We start from the raw sequence: 15,887 nt of genomic DNA on the forward strand, positions 1-15,887 counted from the left end.
CAGTTGGATCGTTGGCCGTTGTCACATTATTACATCCTCTGCCCACGACTTTGCCATCTTTTACGATTATAGCACCAAAAGGACCTCCGTTCTTAGCCAGTACATTTTCATTTGCAAGCCGAACAGCCATTTCCATGAATTTTACATCCACTAAAAAACACCCCTTCATATATTAATAACCAAAAAGTGTTAATGTTACGTTTTTTAACGTAAATATAATAAACAATATACCATATGTCTGGGGAAACAGAATATCGTTTTCTGAAAATAAGGAAAAATCAATTTATGACGTGCGATCGAAAGGATTTAAAAGAATTTTTACAAATAATTATAAAACTGATATTGTTAGAAGAAAATCATTAGAATTATGAAGGTGATATGCATGGGTTTTTTGGGAGTTCTATTACCGATATTCGGTATATTTGTTTTAGGTTTCATTGGTCAGAAAAAGTTTAATCTTGATACAAAATCGATTTCCACGATGGCATTATATTTAATGTCACCTTTTCTCGTGTTCCGGACTTTTTATTCCGCAGAATTTACGATTAATTATTTTTACCTGTTCTTATTCACGATAGTACTTTGCCTTTCTCTCATACTGGTAGTCTACATTATATCTTTTTTTCGCAATTATACAGTCACTGAAACAAGCGGCATGATATTGGCATCGGCATTCATGAATAACGGGAATTACGGTACACCCGTCATATTCCTGCTATTCGGAGCCGCAGGACTCGATTATGCAATCATCCTTATGGTGGGACAGCAGTTAGTGATGTGCACGATCGGCATTTATTTTGCAGCAAAGGGCAGTCCTGAAGGAAACGGAGTTCAAACAGCAATTAAAGCGGTATGTCGAATGCCAATTGTTTATGGAGCTATTGCGGGAACAGTATTTCAGTTCGTGAACATACCTTTAAGCAATTCGGTTATGGAAGCTATTAATCTTGTTGCAAACGCAGCGATCCCAACAATCATGATTACACTGGGAATGCAGCTGGCCAACATTTCCCTGAGAAAAATTGCCTATCGAAAGCTATCAGTTTCGCTACTTCTTAAACTTGCCGTTTCACCAGCAATTGCCTTCCTGTTATCACTTGCCTTGCCAGTGGGTGAAATGGTCAGGCATATCATGATCATCGTAGCTGCCATGCCAACGGCGGCCAACACTACAATGTATGCGCTCCAATTCAATACGGAGCCTGAATTCGTTTCAAGTGCTACATTCATCAGTACATCATTAAGCCTGATTACGCTTCCCATCATCTTTTTCTTTGTATTATAGAAGATTATGATTCTAATTATGTGGGCAAACTTATTATAAACACGAATCGGACGTTTCCTATCCAATAAACGAGATCCGGCCTAATTATAGGCATTGCCCTTGATGACCAAATCTTGGGCTAGGTACCCATCGCGGTACATGAACTTATGGACTTTATTTAGGTGTTGATGAAAAAATGATTTCAACAATTTCATTTTAATATTAAAGAGTAGCTTATTAAACTGGCGTTTGGTATTTTAATGCCAGTATTTGATTGGAGGGGTTTTGTGTTCCAGACTAAAATTAAATTGATTAATCCTGGAAAGATTGATGCCATACTTAAGGAAATCGTCCTGAAAACCTTTGAAGAAGCACTGGAAGAAAAACTCTTGCTATGCATGGAGTGCGGAGATGTCGATTTTTATATCGCGTATTCAAATAATGAGGAACTTCAAGATGCGATTAATGAAAACTTTGAAATTGATGAATGTGGTGAAATCATGAAAATAGATGAACATCAGGAACTTATGGATGATTTATACGATTATTTCTTGATCATACATAAGGAAAGTGATTTGTTTGATTTTTTTCCAGCAGGTCCATATACCCACAATGGGGAAATTCATGAATCAGATACGGATATGCTGGCGCCAAGGGGTTTGTATTCAGCACCATTTGAAGATGCGATAAAGGAATAATACGAAAAGACAGCAAATGCTGTCTTTTTGTTTATTAAAAGCGTATTCAGCTTTCGGGAAATAAATGATTTTTTTACAAAAAGAGGGAATTTTTCCAAGGGGAAATAAGTTAAAATTTAACATTTATATGGAATATAGCAATAATATCATGAAATATGATAACGTTTTTAACAATTTAAAGTTTATATGGTAATTTTAAGAAATATTATATATAATAAAAAGTGTGAATATTGAATATATTATTTAAATTACTAGTTTAAAATAACAATAAAAATGGTCGCTTCCCTAACACTATCGAAATATTGGGAAATAATATTGGAAGAAAGGATTATACATAAGTTATGATTCGAGTTAAGAGAATGTTATAGTACGCTTTTATAATTCTGATTATTATAAATATTCAGTTTCGAAGATTGATTATGGACGGGGTGCTAATTATGATAGTTTTTGACCGAGTGAATAAGTATTATGGCGATTTCCATGTATTGAAAGAAATTAATCTAACAATCAAGAAAGGGGAAGTGGTAGTGGTCATCGGACCTTCCGGATCAGGAAAAAGTACACTGCTTCGATGCATTAATCGTCTAGAGACCATTTCGGAAGGATCCCTTTCAATAAATGGTTTGAATGTAGCGGATAAAAAGACGGACATAAACAAACTCCGTCGGAATATCGGTATGGTTTTCCAGCATTTTCACTTGTATCCCCATAAAACCGTGCTCGAGAATATCATGCTTGCTCCCAGGAAGGTCTTGGGACAATCCGAAGAGGAAGCAAAAAAGATTGCACTGAAGTATTTGGACAAAGTGGGGATTGGAGATAAAGCAAATTCATTTCCTTCCCAGCTTTCAGGTGGACAGCAGCAACGGGTAGCGATTGCCAGAGGTTTGGCAATGGGACCGGAAATCATGCTTTTTGATGAACCTACCTCAGCCTTGGATCCGGAAATGATTGGCGAGGTACTGGATGTTATGAAAGCACTTGCCCATGAAGGAATGACGATGGTGGTTGTTACGCACGAAATGGGATTTGCCCGTGAAGTGGCGGATCGAATCGTATTCATGGACGAAGGCAGGGTTTTAGAAGAGGCAACTCCGGCTGAGTTTTACGCCAATCCTCGTGAAGAGAGGGCTCGTTTATTCCTTAGCCGTATATTAAATCATTAAATAAAAAACAGGGGTGAATTACATGTTGAAGAAAAAGAAATGGTTAAAATTATCTTTGCTATCATTAYTGGCTGTCATTTTATTAGCTGGTTGCGGCGGGGGGAATGATACCGACAAAGCTGAAGAGGGTGGAGGTAAAGGCAAAGAAGAAGATGTTCTAGCACAAGTGAAGGAAAAGGATAAGATCGTTTTKGGGGTGAAAAATGATACAAGGCTATTCGGTTTGAAGAATCCTAGTTCTGGAGAGGTAGAAGGCTTTGATATTGATATTGCCAAAGCTCTTGCAGCAGAAATCCTTGGTGATGAGAATAAAGTTGAATTTAAAGAAGTGACTTCTAAAACCAGGATGGCATTATTGAATAATGGTGATATCGACGCAATTGTAGCAACTATGACTATCACGGAAGATCGTAAAAAAGAAGTTGACTTCACTGATGTTTACTTCGACGCGGGACAATCTTTGTTAGTCAAAAAGGGCAGCGATATCAAGGGCATTGATAGTTTGAAAGGGAAAAAGGTATTGGCTGTCAAGGGCTCTACTTCTTCCATAAATATCCGTGAAAAAGCTCCTGAAGCACAAGTGCTGGAATTTGAAAACTATTCCGAAGCGTTCGCTGCACTTAAATCCGGACAAGGGGATGCATTGACAACGGATGATTCCATCCTTTATGGAATGGCAGATGAAGATCCAAGCTATGAGCTTGTTGGCGGTACATTTACCGAAGAGCCATATGGAATTGCCGTAAAAAAAGGGAATACTGAATTTGTGGAAGAGTTGAATAAAGCCCTTAAGTCACTTAAAGATTCTGGCAAGTACGACGAAATCCATGATAAATGGATTAAACACTAAACATTTTAGCAAATGTATATGGGCAGCTGACCTTGAATAACATTTGAACATTTGTCTGTGAGGATGAGCGTATTGCTCATCCTTACTAGTTAAAGGAGTTGTATGCCGTGCTTGATGTCTCCATTTTAACAGAGAATCTGGATATGTATTTATTAGGCTTTAAAAATACGATCATGTCGAGTTTGATCGCGTTGGTATCGAGTTTGATTCTTGGTGTGCTAATTGCCATCATGCGGATTGCGCCAATAAAGCCACTAAACTGGCTGGGTACCGCCTATGTCGAGTTCATTCGGAACATACCGTTATTGATCATTACCTTTTTCTTCTTTCTTGGTCTTAAACTAAGCGGTCTATATGCAGGGACATTAGCCTTGACCATTTACACTTCATCTTTCATAGCTGAGGCAATTCGGGCAGGCATACTCTCCGTGCCTAAGGGTCAAATGGAAGCTGCCCGTTCATCAGGCCTGACATATGGGCAGGCCATGAGGCTCGTCATACTGCCGCAGGCCGTTAAAATAGTCATTCCTCCTTTAGGGAACCAATTTATCAATTTAGTAAAGAATTCTTCCATTTTGGCCGTCGTTGCAGGACTCGATCTTATGTACCACGGGGATTTGATTTCTTCAAGGACATTTGTCGTGTTTGATGTGTACATTTTCGTTGCAGCTTTTTACTTAATTCTTACCATTCCTTTAAGCTTTGGCGTTGGTTATTTGGAAAAACGTCTGGCTAAGAGTAATTGAGGGAGGTATAAGATATGGATTTTGCAGGTGCCTATACACCAGATAATCTTAAGTTTTTATTAGAAGGATTTTGGGTAACGCTCCAGGTAGCTTTTATATCCATTATTCTAAGTTTCATTATTGGCGGGCTTGTAGGTATAATCCGATACGCAAAAGTGCCGGTGTTATCACAAATACTAGCTTTGATTGTAGAAACGGTACGTAATTTACCTCTGTTATTAATCATATTTTTTACGTATTTTGCTTTGCCGGAGATACGGATTAAACTGGAAATCATTCCAGCAGCTATCGTTGCCTTGACAATTTTTGAGTCAGCCATRCTTTCTGAAGTCATTCGAAGTGGACTGAAATCCATTGATAAAGGCCAAATGGAAGCTGCCCGTTCATCAGGTTTGAGCTATACACAGGCATTGATACATATTATTCTGCCCCAAGCGCTGCGCCGCATGGTTCCTCCCATTGTCAGCCAATTCATTTCTTTATTAAAGGATACCTCTTTAGCGGTTGTCATCTCTTTGCCGGAGCTGACCCATCATGGTCAAATCATATATGGACAAAGTCAAAAGTATTTAATACCGATTTTGATCCTGGTAGCTCTCATGTATTTCATAGTTAACTATAGCCTTTCTTTGGTAGCCCAGAGACTTGAATTGAAACGCACCTAAAAAAACGGCTCAGAAATGAGTCGTTTTCTATTTGTCTAGGAGATTCGGAAGTGTCTCACCCTCAACCTTGTTTTAAAACTTGTTTATACTCCATGATCCAGACAGTCGGCGGAAAGGGAGCGGACTTCTTAATCAAATGGAATAATAATGATGAATGAGTACACAAAAAATGAATCTTTTGCTTTTAATAACCGTATATATAAAAGAAGAAAGAAGGTGGAAAATATGTCGGAAATTAAAAGAAGCAATAGCAAAGCGATTGTATCATTGATCATGGGGGTATTATCCCTGTTTATTCCAATCATCGGCATCATATTAGGTATTTTAGGGTTAATATTTGCATCGAAGAGTAAACAAGAAATGAACCTTACTGGTGAATCTGGAAATGGTTTAGTGACAGCTGGAAAAGTGTGCAGCATTATTGGAATAATCTTGAATGTTCTCATGATTTTGATTTTCATGGTGTTTTTTTATTTCGTAGTCAATACGGACATATCAACCTATTGAATGTAAGTATTAACTTGACAAACAAAGAAAAGTAATTTAAACCTATATAAAATGGAAATTCATGTTATAATTATTATAAATATCTAAATATTGTATGAAGGGATGATATTTTGACCATTCAAATCTTTGAGTACCCAGCCGTATTCTATTATGAAAAGCACCCGTTGATTATCGACTCTTTTTCCGTTCAAGTTTGTTTCCCGGATTTTAGGCGAGAAGGAATTATTTCTTCCGTTAGCGGCAGGAATCGGTTAGATGCCTTAGCTTGTGCTCAAGAACTGTTGGAATCCATGGTCGAACATTTTATACACGATAAAAAAACAATCCCGGATGCAAGCGAAATGGAAAAGGTGAATCTGGATCGGGGAATTAATATATGCGAGKCTGCACCCTTCAGAATTGAAATAGAAAATATCACATATGAAAAATAGAAAAACCTTGCCGGTTAAAGGACAAGGTTTTTATTTTGGATTACTTGAATTTGTAACCCGGAATGTCAGACCAGTACATACTATATTATTTTATTATTTTTTTAGTAAGCTGAAGTCGATGGGGATAATAGTGGCACTCATAAAATATAAAAAACCATCATTACCTGTAAAAGGAATGATGGTTTTTAGTTTCGCTAAAAAATTCCCCATTTAATTATTTTTTATTTTTGGGGAAAGGATATTGCGTTCTTTATAACGAATATGTATAGTATAGGTAACATAGGTAAAAAGTATCAATAGTTATATATTTTGGAGGTGTATGTGTGAAATATTATATAGCATCAGACGAAAAAAATTTGAAGCAAGTAAAATCATTGATCAAGAAATTGACTTCAAAAGGATTTACTTGTGTGAATGACATGAATTTAATTACGAATGATGAGAAAAACCAAATAACGGACGACATTGGAGAATATGAAAAAAAGGGGATAGAGGAAGCCGATTTCATGCTGATCTTCCTAACGGCTGGAAAAGGTAATCTATATGAGCTTGGCTATGCTTTATCTTTAAATAAGAAAATAATTGTGTATTCTCCTGAGAAAGAAAATTATCATATTAATAAAAAATCAATATTTCATAATCTGCCCGAGGTAACGATCTGCAGCGGGACCTTTTATAAGCTGGTTAAATTGATACATACGCTTTCTCCGGAAGGATCTGAAAAAGATTCACTGCCTCTTAAATAAATGTCAAATGTAAAATTTTAAGGAGACCCTCTAATAAAATTTCTTTTGAACGAATTGTTTAAAGTATTAAAAATGAGGGTAAACACCATTAAAAAAGGGAGAGGACTGTTTTGGCCATTATTGATATCGACCAATTATTGTTAGCCACTGAAGCGATAGCAGAAGAGTCAGTTCCATTCCATCTTGATACATTTGACATCGATCAACTTTTAGATAATACGGATAATTGGAATTGGTAAAGAAAAGCATGCCCATAGAGGATATGCTTTTTTTAGGCTGTTTTCACATACTTTGTTGCTATTTACCAGGTAGTGAGTTGTGGTTGATTTCCMCTCCAGATGCTCGCTTTCCGCGGGGCGGGCGGTGAGCCTCCTCGGCGTACACGCCTGTGGGGTCTCACCTGTCCCGCAGCTCCCGCAGGAGTCTCGCACATCCACTCCAATCACCTTAATAGTTTCGTTTTAAAAACAACAATCTTTACGAAAAGAGCCTTTTTTAAAGAGAAAATAGCCTGATTACCTGTATGAAAATAATACAAGAAACCAGGCAGGTGGAGATATTTTAACGATTGGATAAAGTTAAAACCTGCGTCCTTTTACGAATCCTAAAATCACAAACATTGAAATGGTGCCGATAACAAAAATTGCTTTAATGGAATTCACTAGAATTTCATCGTACATTCGTATTACCTCCTTGTATGTAATGACAGTGCGATTATGATTAGCTGTTGATGTATAAATTATAACATAAAGTCAATATCTGATGGTGGGAAATTAAAGACGATTTGGGTAATAATGTATAGGTTGTACAGTTAAAATATAAAAAAGATATCCTCTAATCAGTGGATATCATTGAGAAATTTATTTAAGTCCTAGTGCTTTTTTTGTTTTTGATCCGACGATTCCATCAGAAGTAAGTTTTTTGGACTTTTGGAATTTCTTTACGGCTATTTCGGTGTTTTTTCCAAATGACCCATCTACTCCTTTAGTGCTGTATCCAAGTTTAGTTAATCTTTTTTGCAGTTCGATAACCTGAGGGCCACTGCTTCCTTTCTTTAGGGTAGCGTTTGTATTCACCGGCAGGCTCACAGATCCGCTCACTTTGAATCCATTTGTGGCAGCTATGTTGGCAAATGATTTATTCGAACTGGCAATCAAGACTACAGTGCTCATTCTCACCCTATCGTAAAGCCATTGTACATCATTGTTATACATACGGATACAACCGGCACTTATATATTTCCCGATTGTTGAAGAATCATTATTGCCGTGTATTGCGTACGTATTTCCTGGTGTATTCCTTGCATTGATTCCCAGCCATCTTTTACCTAGAGGGTTTTTTGGGTCTCCGCCTCTAATGTTGCCTTTATAATAGGGACGATTCACAATCTTTGTCACTACTTTAAACTTTCCTTCAGGAGTGTAGGAGGCTTTCTTACCTGTCGCCACGATGAATACCCTCACCAATTTATCATTTTCGTAATAGGCAAGCTGATTATTGGCTTTATTGATGATAATCAGTTGTCTTGCTGCCGCACCTGAAGTATTACTGAACCCCAAAAAACTAAAAGCGAAAATCAATACAAATACAATTAATTTTTTCATGTTTTTCCCCGTCCCTCATTTAAGCAACCTACATTTACACATATACTATCCTATGCATGAAGCGAGGCTAAAGTGACAATTTTTTTAAAAAAGGGTAGACTAATTAACTATGGGAAAAGTCAAACTTAGATCCAATTTCACTTTTATGCATATCAAAAGAATGATGGGCACTATTTTTGGCCATATTACATACATTATTGAAGGGAAAGCGGAGGTGGGAAAGAATTGTCACGCCTAAAGGTGGAGGACTATCTAGAACAAGGCATCCATGGTCCAAAAGAAATCAAGGCTGGTGAACGAAGGGAATTTCTGGGCACATTACGGGAACGCGTAGTCATCGTCTTAAAAAGAAGCCAAGTCTTTGAAACGAATGTATACCCGGAGATAGAGCAAATGATGAAGCAGTATCCCCGTTCAAATTTGTTTTTAAATGGTCAGATGGACTATCAATATCTAGGAAAATATATTAAATTGGCAATGAGTCATGATATTCCTTACAAAATCGTCCTAAACAAAGATCATAACTCCGATTTGGGTCTGGTGTTAGCGGAAAGTAACGCCATAAACAAAGAAGAAATTTATATACAGAAGCAAATTCATACCCAGCAAGTCATCAAAAAGAAAAGCTTCACAGCCTTTTTTAAACGCTGTGTTAAAAAATTATTAAAAAAACGTTGATGCAACTATCAACGTTTTTAGTTTGTCTACAAAAAAAAGGGGGGGATGGACTATTCCGAACCATGATAGTAAGAATAGGTTTTCCATAATGGTTTTTTATGGTTTTATGAAATAAACTGGAACTTTTTTTGAAAGAAAAAACTCTAGGCAAATTCTCTTTCTTAAGAGTTGGTCTTCAGTCTGAAACGAGTGCTTTTTGTTTTTATTTTTAATCGTTCTTTTAATTAAGTGTGTAGACAACTTTTCCTGTTTATGTAACCCTATTCCGTAACCTATAAAACTTCCTAAAATTACCTATAATCGTTTTTACTACGGAATAGGTAGGGATAGCGATTAAAATGCCAATGAATCCGTATATTGATCCAGCAACAAGCAGCAATAGGATAATGGTAAGCGGGTGAATGTTAAGCCGTTTCCCCATAATATTCGGTGTAACCAAGTGCCCTTCGACCTGTTGAACAACAATAAGGACAATAAGTACTTTCACTGCCAGCCCAATGTCTTGCTGTAAGGCAATGAAAAGGGCGGGGATGATGCTTATTAATGGACCAAGGAATGGTACAACGGTAAAAATCATGGCGAATAAGGCCAATACGAGTGCATAATCGAGACCGATAATAAGGTAGCCAACATACATCAAAGTCCCTATGACAATTGATATGATGAATTGACCAATAATATAAGTAGAGAGGGCTTTATCGACGTCTTTTAAAATTGTGTTCCCCTCTGATTCTACATCGTTCGGTATGTATTTTAATAGAAATGGTCGTAATTTATCTCCATCCTTCAAGAAATAGAATAAAATGAATGGTGTAATGACCAATACTGTTAATACACTAGTTATCGTGGATAAAATGGTATTGACATTCACGATGAGTTTTTCCGAATAATCTTTCAAATGCGTGACCGCTTTTTCTTTCAACTCTTCCATATTTACCATGCCAAAATCATTTTTTTCAATCATGACTTCAGATTCTTTAGAGAATTCCTTGACTTTGCTGGGGAGGTTTTCAGATAATTTTTGAAATTGGTCAACGATTACAGGACTGCCAAAGTAACCTACCATCCCAATCATACTAAATATAATCAAAAACACGGTGAAGATGCTAGCTGACCTCGGGATAAATTCAGTTAACAAGTTAACGACCGGCCGTAATATATAGTATAAAAGCCCAGCCAAAATAATAGGGAAAAACATGGCAGCAATGGTTTTTTGCAGCGGTAGGAGAACATAATCAATCTTACCCAGTAAAAAAATAATTAAAATGATCAAAATGATCGCGCAAGCATATTTGAAAAACGGTTTATTGATCCACAAGACAATCCCCCCTAATTCCATCTCTTACTTGATTCCCTGATTTAGCTTAATGTTAAACTAAATAACTTGATTAAATATTCGGTGCAAAACTTTTAGGTGGATGAACGTTTGTCATTCAGCTTTTATTCGGTTGTGTTTCAATTTTGAATCTTAAAAGCAATACTAACTGACCACCTATTTATTAAATGGGAGTTCGTATTGTTTAAACATTTTTGGAATTCAAATAGCTATAGCCTGAACAAACGAAGTTGATATATGGAAACAAAAACAAGACTTTCACTGTAAAAAGAAGGACATATTAAAAAAATATATCGGCCATTTTGACTTTAACCTGTCTTTACGTGCATAAGTCGATAATCTGAATTTATGCTCACAACTGCCCCCAGATGAGATGACCTAATCCATATGATATTCCAATGTGCTACAGTTCAAAAAGCACCGATACGGCCATATACATACTAAAAAGGCATCATCAAGGTAAATTCCGGTTATGGAAGTTTACTTGATCATGCCTTTTTTAAAGGTTATTAAATTAGGATATCTTACTTAATGTGTTCGTTGCACCTTGTTTCTGTTCTTTTTGCATTTTTTGGATGTCCAGACGCAACCAGATGGAAATGGCGAATGCTATCGCAATTAATGCTGCGAAAACGTAGAATACCGGAATGTAACTGTTCGTACTTTCCCTGATTGCAGTAACCAACATTRGGCCGCAAACCCCGCCTAGAGACCATGTAGTTAAAAGATAACCATGGATGGCACCAATTTCCTTAGTGCCAAATAAATCCCCGGCAAATGCAGGGAGATTAGAAAATCCTCCTCCATAACAACTAACGACCAACAAGATGAGTCCTTGGAACAATAGTGTATTTGTAGTCATTGGAAGTAAAAGGAAGGCACCAATTTGAATGATGAAGAAAATGACGAAAACATTTGGACGGCCCATATAATCAGATGCCGCTGCCCAGCCAAGTCTTCCTCCGCCATTAAAGATTCCCATTATACCGACTAATGTTGCTGCACCTGCCACTGACAGCCCGACAACGTCTTGAGCCATAGGAGAAGCAACCGAAATCATCATGATCCCTGCACTTGTATTGATCAATTTCATGGACCATAACATCCAGAAGTGTTTAGTTTTAACCGCTTCTTTTGCAGTTAATTGCCTTAGGTCTTTCTTCAGTTCTTTCTTACCGGACTCAATATCTTTCTTCATTCCTTCAGGCAGCCWGTTGGCTTTTGGAGGTGCAATATAGGATGCCCCTAAGAACATCAGTATGAAATAGCCTGCGCCTAAAATATAATATGTAGTATAAATGCCAACGGATTCCATAAGGCTTGCAGCGACTGGGGCTGTAATGAGAGCTCCGGCACCKAAACCCAATACTGCCATTCCTGTTGCCAATCCCCTGCGATCTGGGAACCATTTGACTAAAGTGGATACTGGTGAAATGTACCCGATCCCCATACCAAGTCCACTTAACACCCCATAAGTCAATAGGTAAAGCGGAAGTGAATCGACCATTACCGCTAAACCGGAACCGGCTTGTCCTAATCCGAATAATACAGCCGCGACCATAGCTGACTTTCGTGGTCCATTTTTTTCTACGAACTTGCCAAAGAAGGCAGCAGAAGTTCCTGCAAGCGCCATCATTATTGTGAATGCTAACGTTACTTCAGTTTCTGACCACCCCATGGTCTCGACTAATGGTTTTTTGTAAACGCTATATGCGTATGCACCGCCAATGGATAGGTGAATGGCGATAGCGGATAAAGCGATTAACCATCTGTTTTTTGTCATGTTGTTACCCCTTTTCGTTAAAGAATTAGAAAGTTGCATGCGTTTTGTCTATAATATATCGTTTTGCATGCGTTTTATCTATCTCGTGGGATAAGTATATAAGAATATTATTTAGTAGTAAACTACTAAATTGAAATTCATGTAAAATTTTCCTCTGGGCTTAGAGTTGGGAAAAAACACTTTATGGATTCGGATTAAAAATGTTATATATTCTAAGGAATTTAATATACATATAAGGTTTGCAGGTATTGCTTTGGTGTATTATTCACGAATCTGCCAAAAGTCTTTTCATTTATCGATTTTCCTGGTTACAAAAAGGCAAATGATTGAATTTACTCTATAGGTGCGATGAACCAGAATTATTCTCATTGGCTTTATAGTGATTATTTTGATAAAATTAATCTAATATTCAAGACATATTAGCGTACTACTCGGAATTGATATTTTTAGTGGTTTCAGGAATAATTGATTCTTTTTTCAGGAATCATAGTCTGGAAATCAAAGAAAAACCAATTTATTTTAAAAAATTCCGAAAATTTCGTCTTAAAGGCTTGAACTATGATTCCTTATAGGAGTAAACTAATGAAAGATAGATTTTATGGAAGTGAAATCTTGTAAATTTAATCAACAAGGGGTTTTGGTAATGAAGGAACATGACATGCAAATCACGCTTAGTACAACAAAGAAAGAAAAACCACAAGCGGACCAGCTTGAGTTCGGTAAGCAGTTTACCGATCATATGTTTATTATGGATTACACACAAGGGCAAGGGTGGCATGATCCAAGAATTGTTCCTTATCAACCGCTCTCATTGGAGCCATCAGCTATGATTTTTCACTATGGTCAATCCGTTTTTGAAGGATTGAAGGCATATGCAACACCTGAGGATGAAATTATCTTATTCCGTCCGGAAAAGAATTTCCAACGCTTAAATAGTTCGAATAGCCGATTATGCATACCGGATGTCGACGTTGATTTCGCGTTGAAGGCCTTAAAGACTTTAATTAGCGTTGATAAGGATTGGGTTCCCCAGGCAGAAGGGACATCTTTATATATCAGGCCATTCATTATAGCTACTGAGCCTTATCTTGGAGTATCTCCATCGAATAAGTATCAGTTCATCATCATCATGTCACCAGTGGGATCGTATTATAAAGAAGGCATCCATCCAGTTAAAATTGCAGTGGAGTCAGCTTTTACACGTGCAGTTAATGGAGGTACAGGTGAAGCCAAAACGGGCGGTAATTATGCATCGAGYCTAAAAGCCCAGGAAGTATCCGAAAAGATGGGTTATGCTCAAGTTCTTTGGTTAGACGGAGTGGAGAAAAAATATATCGAAGAAGTTGGAAGCATGAATGTTTTCTTCAAAATTAATGGTGAAATCATCACCCCTGYTTTAAATGGAAGCATCCTTCCGGGTATTACTCGTGATTCCATTATAGAATTGCTGAAACATTGGGGTCTTCCCGTGTCGGAAAGACGCATCTCGATGGAGGAAGTCCATGAAGCCTATAAATTGGGTCACTTGGAAGAGGCCTTTGGAACGGGAACAGCCGCGGTCATATCACCAATTGGTGAATTTTTGTGGAATGGTGAAGAAATGATTGTTCAAAGCGGAGAAACGGGCGTACTTTCCAGAAAGCTTTATGATACATTGACAGGTGTCCAAACAGGTAAAGTCACAGACGAGTTGAGCTGGACTACGAAAGTTGAAGAAAAAGTGACTCAATGATACTTAAAAAAACCTTCTTTGAAGGTTTTTTTTTGCTTTCAGATAATCATTTTGTGCCTTATGGCAACTGCGACGGCCTCGGTCCGGTGATTCACTCCCAATTTCCTGATGGCAGAAGAAATATGATCTCTGACAGTAAATTCACTAACGCTCATTTTTGGTGCCATTTGCTTTAATCCCATCCCATTCGCTAAATATTGAAGCACCTCCACTTCACGTTTGCTTAGAAGGTAAGTGGGAGGGGCGGAATCGAATGTTGAACTGACAGCCAGCTTCAAATAATGGGAAAGCTTCATTAAATCATTCTTGGTAACGGGCTCGTTGGTGTGAATGGGGTCAACCAACACTAAACCGATGGCCAAGTCATTCACAATTATCGGAATGATTGCCAATGAAGAGATGGAAAATCTTTTAACGTATTTTGCAGGGATGGAGGATTTCGCATGCTGGATGGTTAAGTATATGGGCTTGTTATGGATGACTGCTTGGTGGATCGGGTATATATCATGAATATTCTCCCTAACATTATGTAATGAAAAAGTATCTTCACTTGTACATGCACAAATTCCTTCACCCATTCCTGTTAAACATGAGTAACTGAATAAAGATGCTCGTTGAAATGAAAAAAAATCCACACAGCCCTTTACGATCATTTGTGATTTATTTGCCATATCTTTTTGTTGGGAAATCTTTTTTACATGTTTCATCAGAGTTTCCTCAAGCATTCGACTTAATTCCTCCCTACATTTTCAGTACTAGGATAAATGCTACTAATATCTTACAATATAATGAAAACTCTTACAAATTAAAAAATCCTTAGAGATTCAAAAGTTTAAAGTTCATAATTTCAAGGAGGCATTACCATGAAAAGAAAGAGTTTAACAACCACAAGCAGGAGTTTTAGAGAAGATACCCTACCATTTAAACTTTACCAAAAGGCAAAGAAATTCGGTATATGGAATCCTCGAGACATTGATTTCAGCCAGGATAAAGAAGATTGGAAGTCATTTACTGACATTGAAAGGGAAGTGTTATTACGGATCATTTCCCTTTTTCAGGGCGGGGAAGAAGCCGTGACTTTGGATTTGCTGCCGCTCATAATGACAATAGCCAAAGAAGGCCGGATCGAAGAAGAAATGTACTTAACGACATTTCTGTTCGAGGAAGCGAAGCATATGGAGTTCTTTCGCTATACATTAGATCAAATTGGTGAAACGGGTGATTTGACGGTTTATCACTCAGACACTTATAAATCGATTTTTTATGAAATTTTGCCTGAAACGATGGAGAAACTTTTAACCGATCAATCACCAGAAGCCTTGGCAGAAGCAGCCACTGTTTATAATATGTTTACCGAAGGCGTTCTTGCAGAAACTGGATATTTCGGGTTCTATCAGACTCTCGAAGCTAATAAAATGATGCCTGGTTTATTAAAAGGTGTGGGTTTTTTGAAGAAGGACGAATCACGCCATATTGCATATGGGACTTTCCTGCTACAGAGAATCATCAGTGAACATCCACATATCTTTAAACAGGTTGAAAAGAGGATGGAGGAGCTTTCACCACTGGCCATCACGTTAAATACAGAGGGATATGATCGGTTAGGAAATCCCTTTGGTAATGACCAACAAGCTGTATTGAATTTTACCCTGAAACAATTATCAGTGCGGATGGAGATATT

At 37.5% G+C, this 15,887-nt stretch carries 17 protein-coding genes and 1 pseudogene; 13 read left to right on the forward strand and 5 right to left on the reverse strand.

The window, feature by feature from the left end; translation table 11 throughout:
* Window positions 1-169: pseudogene (locus tag AC1DVB_RS19930) on the reverse strand (tRNA-specific adenosine deaminase); the annotation flags it as partial.
* Between the two features lie 213 nt (window positions 170-382).
* Here AC1DVB_RS19930 and AC1DVB_RS19935 point away from each other — a divergent pair.
* From AC1DVB_RS19935 to AC1DVB_RS19980, 10 genes are all read left to right on the forward strand, one after another.
* Window positions 383-1,285 carry an AEC family transporter gene (locus AC1DVB_RS19935; protein ID WP_239858216.1) on the forward strand — a complete coding sequence of 301 codons (903 nt, stop codon included), beginning with the start codon at window positions 383-385 and terminating at the stop codon, window positions 1,283-1,285.
* 266 nt (window positions 1,286-1,551) lie between these two features.
* A complete protein-coding gene (locus AC1DVB_RS19940; protein WP_095679505.1) occupies window positions 1,552-1,962 on the forward strand; it encodes a hypothetical protein in 411 nt (136 codons plus the stop codon).
* A gap of 437 nt (window positions 1,963-2,399) precedes the next feature.
* On the forward strand, window positions 2,400-3,128 hold the full coding sequence (locus tag AC1DVB_RS19945) for an amino acid ABC transporter ATP-binding protein (RefSeq protein WP_057277533.1): 729 nt from the start codon (window positions 2,400-2,402) through the stop codon (window positions 3,126-3,128).
* A 22-nt stretch (window positions 3,129-3,150) separates the two neighbouring features.
* Complete coding sequence (locus AC1DVB_RS19950; protein ID WP_477590620.1) at window positions 3,151-3,978, forward strand: transporter substrate-binding domain-containing protein; 828 nt, start codon at window positions 3,151-3,153, stop codon at window positions 3,976-3,978.
* Window positions 3,979-4,085: 107 nt separating this feature from the next.
* The gene (locus AC1DVB_RS19955) at window positions 4,086-4,724 is read left to right on the forward strand and encodes an amino acid ABC transporter permease (protein WP_477590622.1); all 639 of its coding nucleotides are present in this window, start codon (window positions 4,086-4,088) and stop codon (window positions 4,722-4,724) included.
* A 14-nt stretch (window positions 4,725-4,738) separates the two neighbouring features.
* The gene (locus AC1DVB_RS19960) at window positions 4,739-5,389 is read left to right on the forward strand and encodes an amino acid ABC transporter permease (RefSeq protein WP_477590623.1); all 651 of its coding nucleotides are present in this window, start codon (window positions 4,739-4,741) and stop codon (window positions 5,387-5,389) included.
* A 225-nt stretch (window positions 5,390-5,614) separates the two neighbouring features.
* Window positions 5,615-5,896, forward strand: coding sequence for a DUF4190 domain-containing protein (locus AC1DVB_RS19965; RefSeq protein ID WP_063577730.1), 282 nt, complete (start codon window positions 5,615-5,617; stop codon window positions 5,894-5,896).
* 110 nt (window positions 5,897-6,006) lie between these two features.
* On the forward strand, window positions 6,007-6,327 hold the full coding sequence (locus AC1DVB_RS19970) for a type II toxin-antitoxin system HicB family antitoxin (RefSeq protein WP_477590625.1): 321 nt from the start codon (window positions 6,007-6,009) through the stop codon (window positions 6,325-6,327).
* Between the two features lie 302 nt (window positions 6,328-6,629).
* Window positions 6,630-7,073 carry a nucleoside 2-deoxyribosyltransferase gene (locus AC1DVB_RS19975; RefSeq protein ID WP_223256012.1) on the forward strand — a complete coding sequence of 148 codons (444 nt, stop codon included), beginning with the start codon at window positions 6,630-6,632 and terminating at the stop codon, window positions 7,071-7,073.
* Between the two features lie 110 nt (window positions 7,074-7,183).
* Window positions 7,184-7,312 (forward strand): hypothetical protein, encoded by a 129-nt coding sequence (locus AC1DVB_RS19980; protein ID WP_255256757.1) that lies wholly within the window; start codon window positions 7,184-7,186, stop codon window positions 7,310-7,312.
* Window positions 7,313-7,933: 621 nt separating this feature from the next.
* Here AC1DVB_RS19980 and AC1DVB_RS19985 read toward each other — a convergent pair.
* Complete coding sequence (locus tag AC1DVB_RS19985; protein ID WP_454861312.1) at window positions 7,934-8,677, reverse strand: L,D-transpeptidase family protein; 744 nt, start codon at window positions 8,675-8,677, stop codon at window positions 7,934-7,936.
* Window positions 8,678-8,902: 225 nt separating this feature from the next.
* Here AC1DVB_RS19985 and AC1DVB_RS19990 point away from each other — a divergent pair, with 225 nt between their 5' ends.
* Window positions 8,903-9,355, forward strand: coding sequence for a YueI family protein (locus tag AC1DVB_RS19990; protein ID WP_034306989.1), 453 nt, complete (start codon window positions 8,903-8,905; stop codon window positions 9,353-9,355).
* Window positions 9,356-9,605: 250 nt separating this feature from the next.
* Here the strand turns inward: AC1DVB_RS19990 and AC1DVB_RS19995 are convergent, their stop codons facing one another.
* Window positions 9,606-10,673: an AI-2E family transporter gene (locus AC1DVB_RS19995; RefSeq protein WP_454861311.1), complete on the reverse strand. Its 1,068-nt coding sequence runs from the start codon at window positions 10,671-10,673 to the stop codon at window positions 9,606-9,608.
* 532 nt (window positions 10,674-11,205) lie between these two features.
* Entirely contained in the window at window positions 11,206-12,474 is a 1,269-nt protein-coding gene (locus tag AC1DVB_RS20000; RefSeq protein WP_477590628.1) for an L-lactate MFS transporter, read from the reverse strand.
* Window positions 12,475-13,117: 643 nt separating this feature from the next.
* On the opposite strand from AC1DVB_RS20000, the gene AC1DVB_RS20005 reads away from it, so the two are divergent.
* Window positions 13,118-14,206: a branched-chain amino acid aminotransferase gene (locus tag AC1DVB_RS20005; protein ID WP_477590630.1), complete on the forward strand. Its 1,089-nt coding sequence runs from the start codon at window positions 13,118-13,120 to the stop codon at window positions 14,204-14,206.
* Window positions 14,207-14,244: 38 nt separating this feature from the next.
* Here AC1DVB_RS20005 and AC1DVB_RS20010 read toward each other — a convergent pair whose 3' ends face one another.
* Entirely contained in the window at window positions 14,245-14,931 is a 687-nt protein-coding gene (locus tag AC1DVB_RS20010) for a helix-turn-helix transcriptional regulator (protein ID WP_034306979.1), read from the reverse strand.
* Between the two features lie 138 nt (window positions 14,932-15,069).
* Between AC1DVB_RS20010 and AC1DVB_RS20015 the strand changes: the two genes are divergently transcribed.
* A partial coding sequence (locus tag AC1DVB_RS20015; protein WP_477590632.1) for a R2-like ligand-binding oxidase occupies window positions 15,070-15,887 on the forward strand: 818 nt, incomplete at its 3' end.

The sequence above is a fragment of the Peribacillus sp. P4_D6 genome (genome assembly GCF_056401795.1).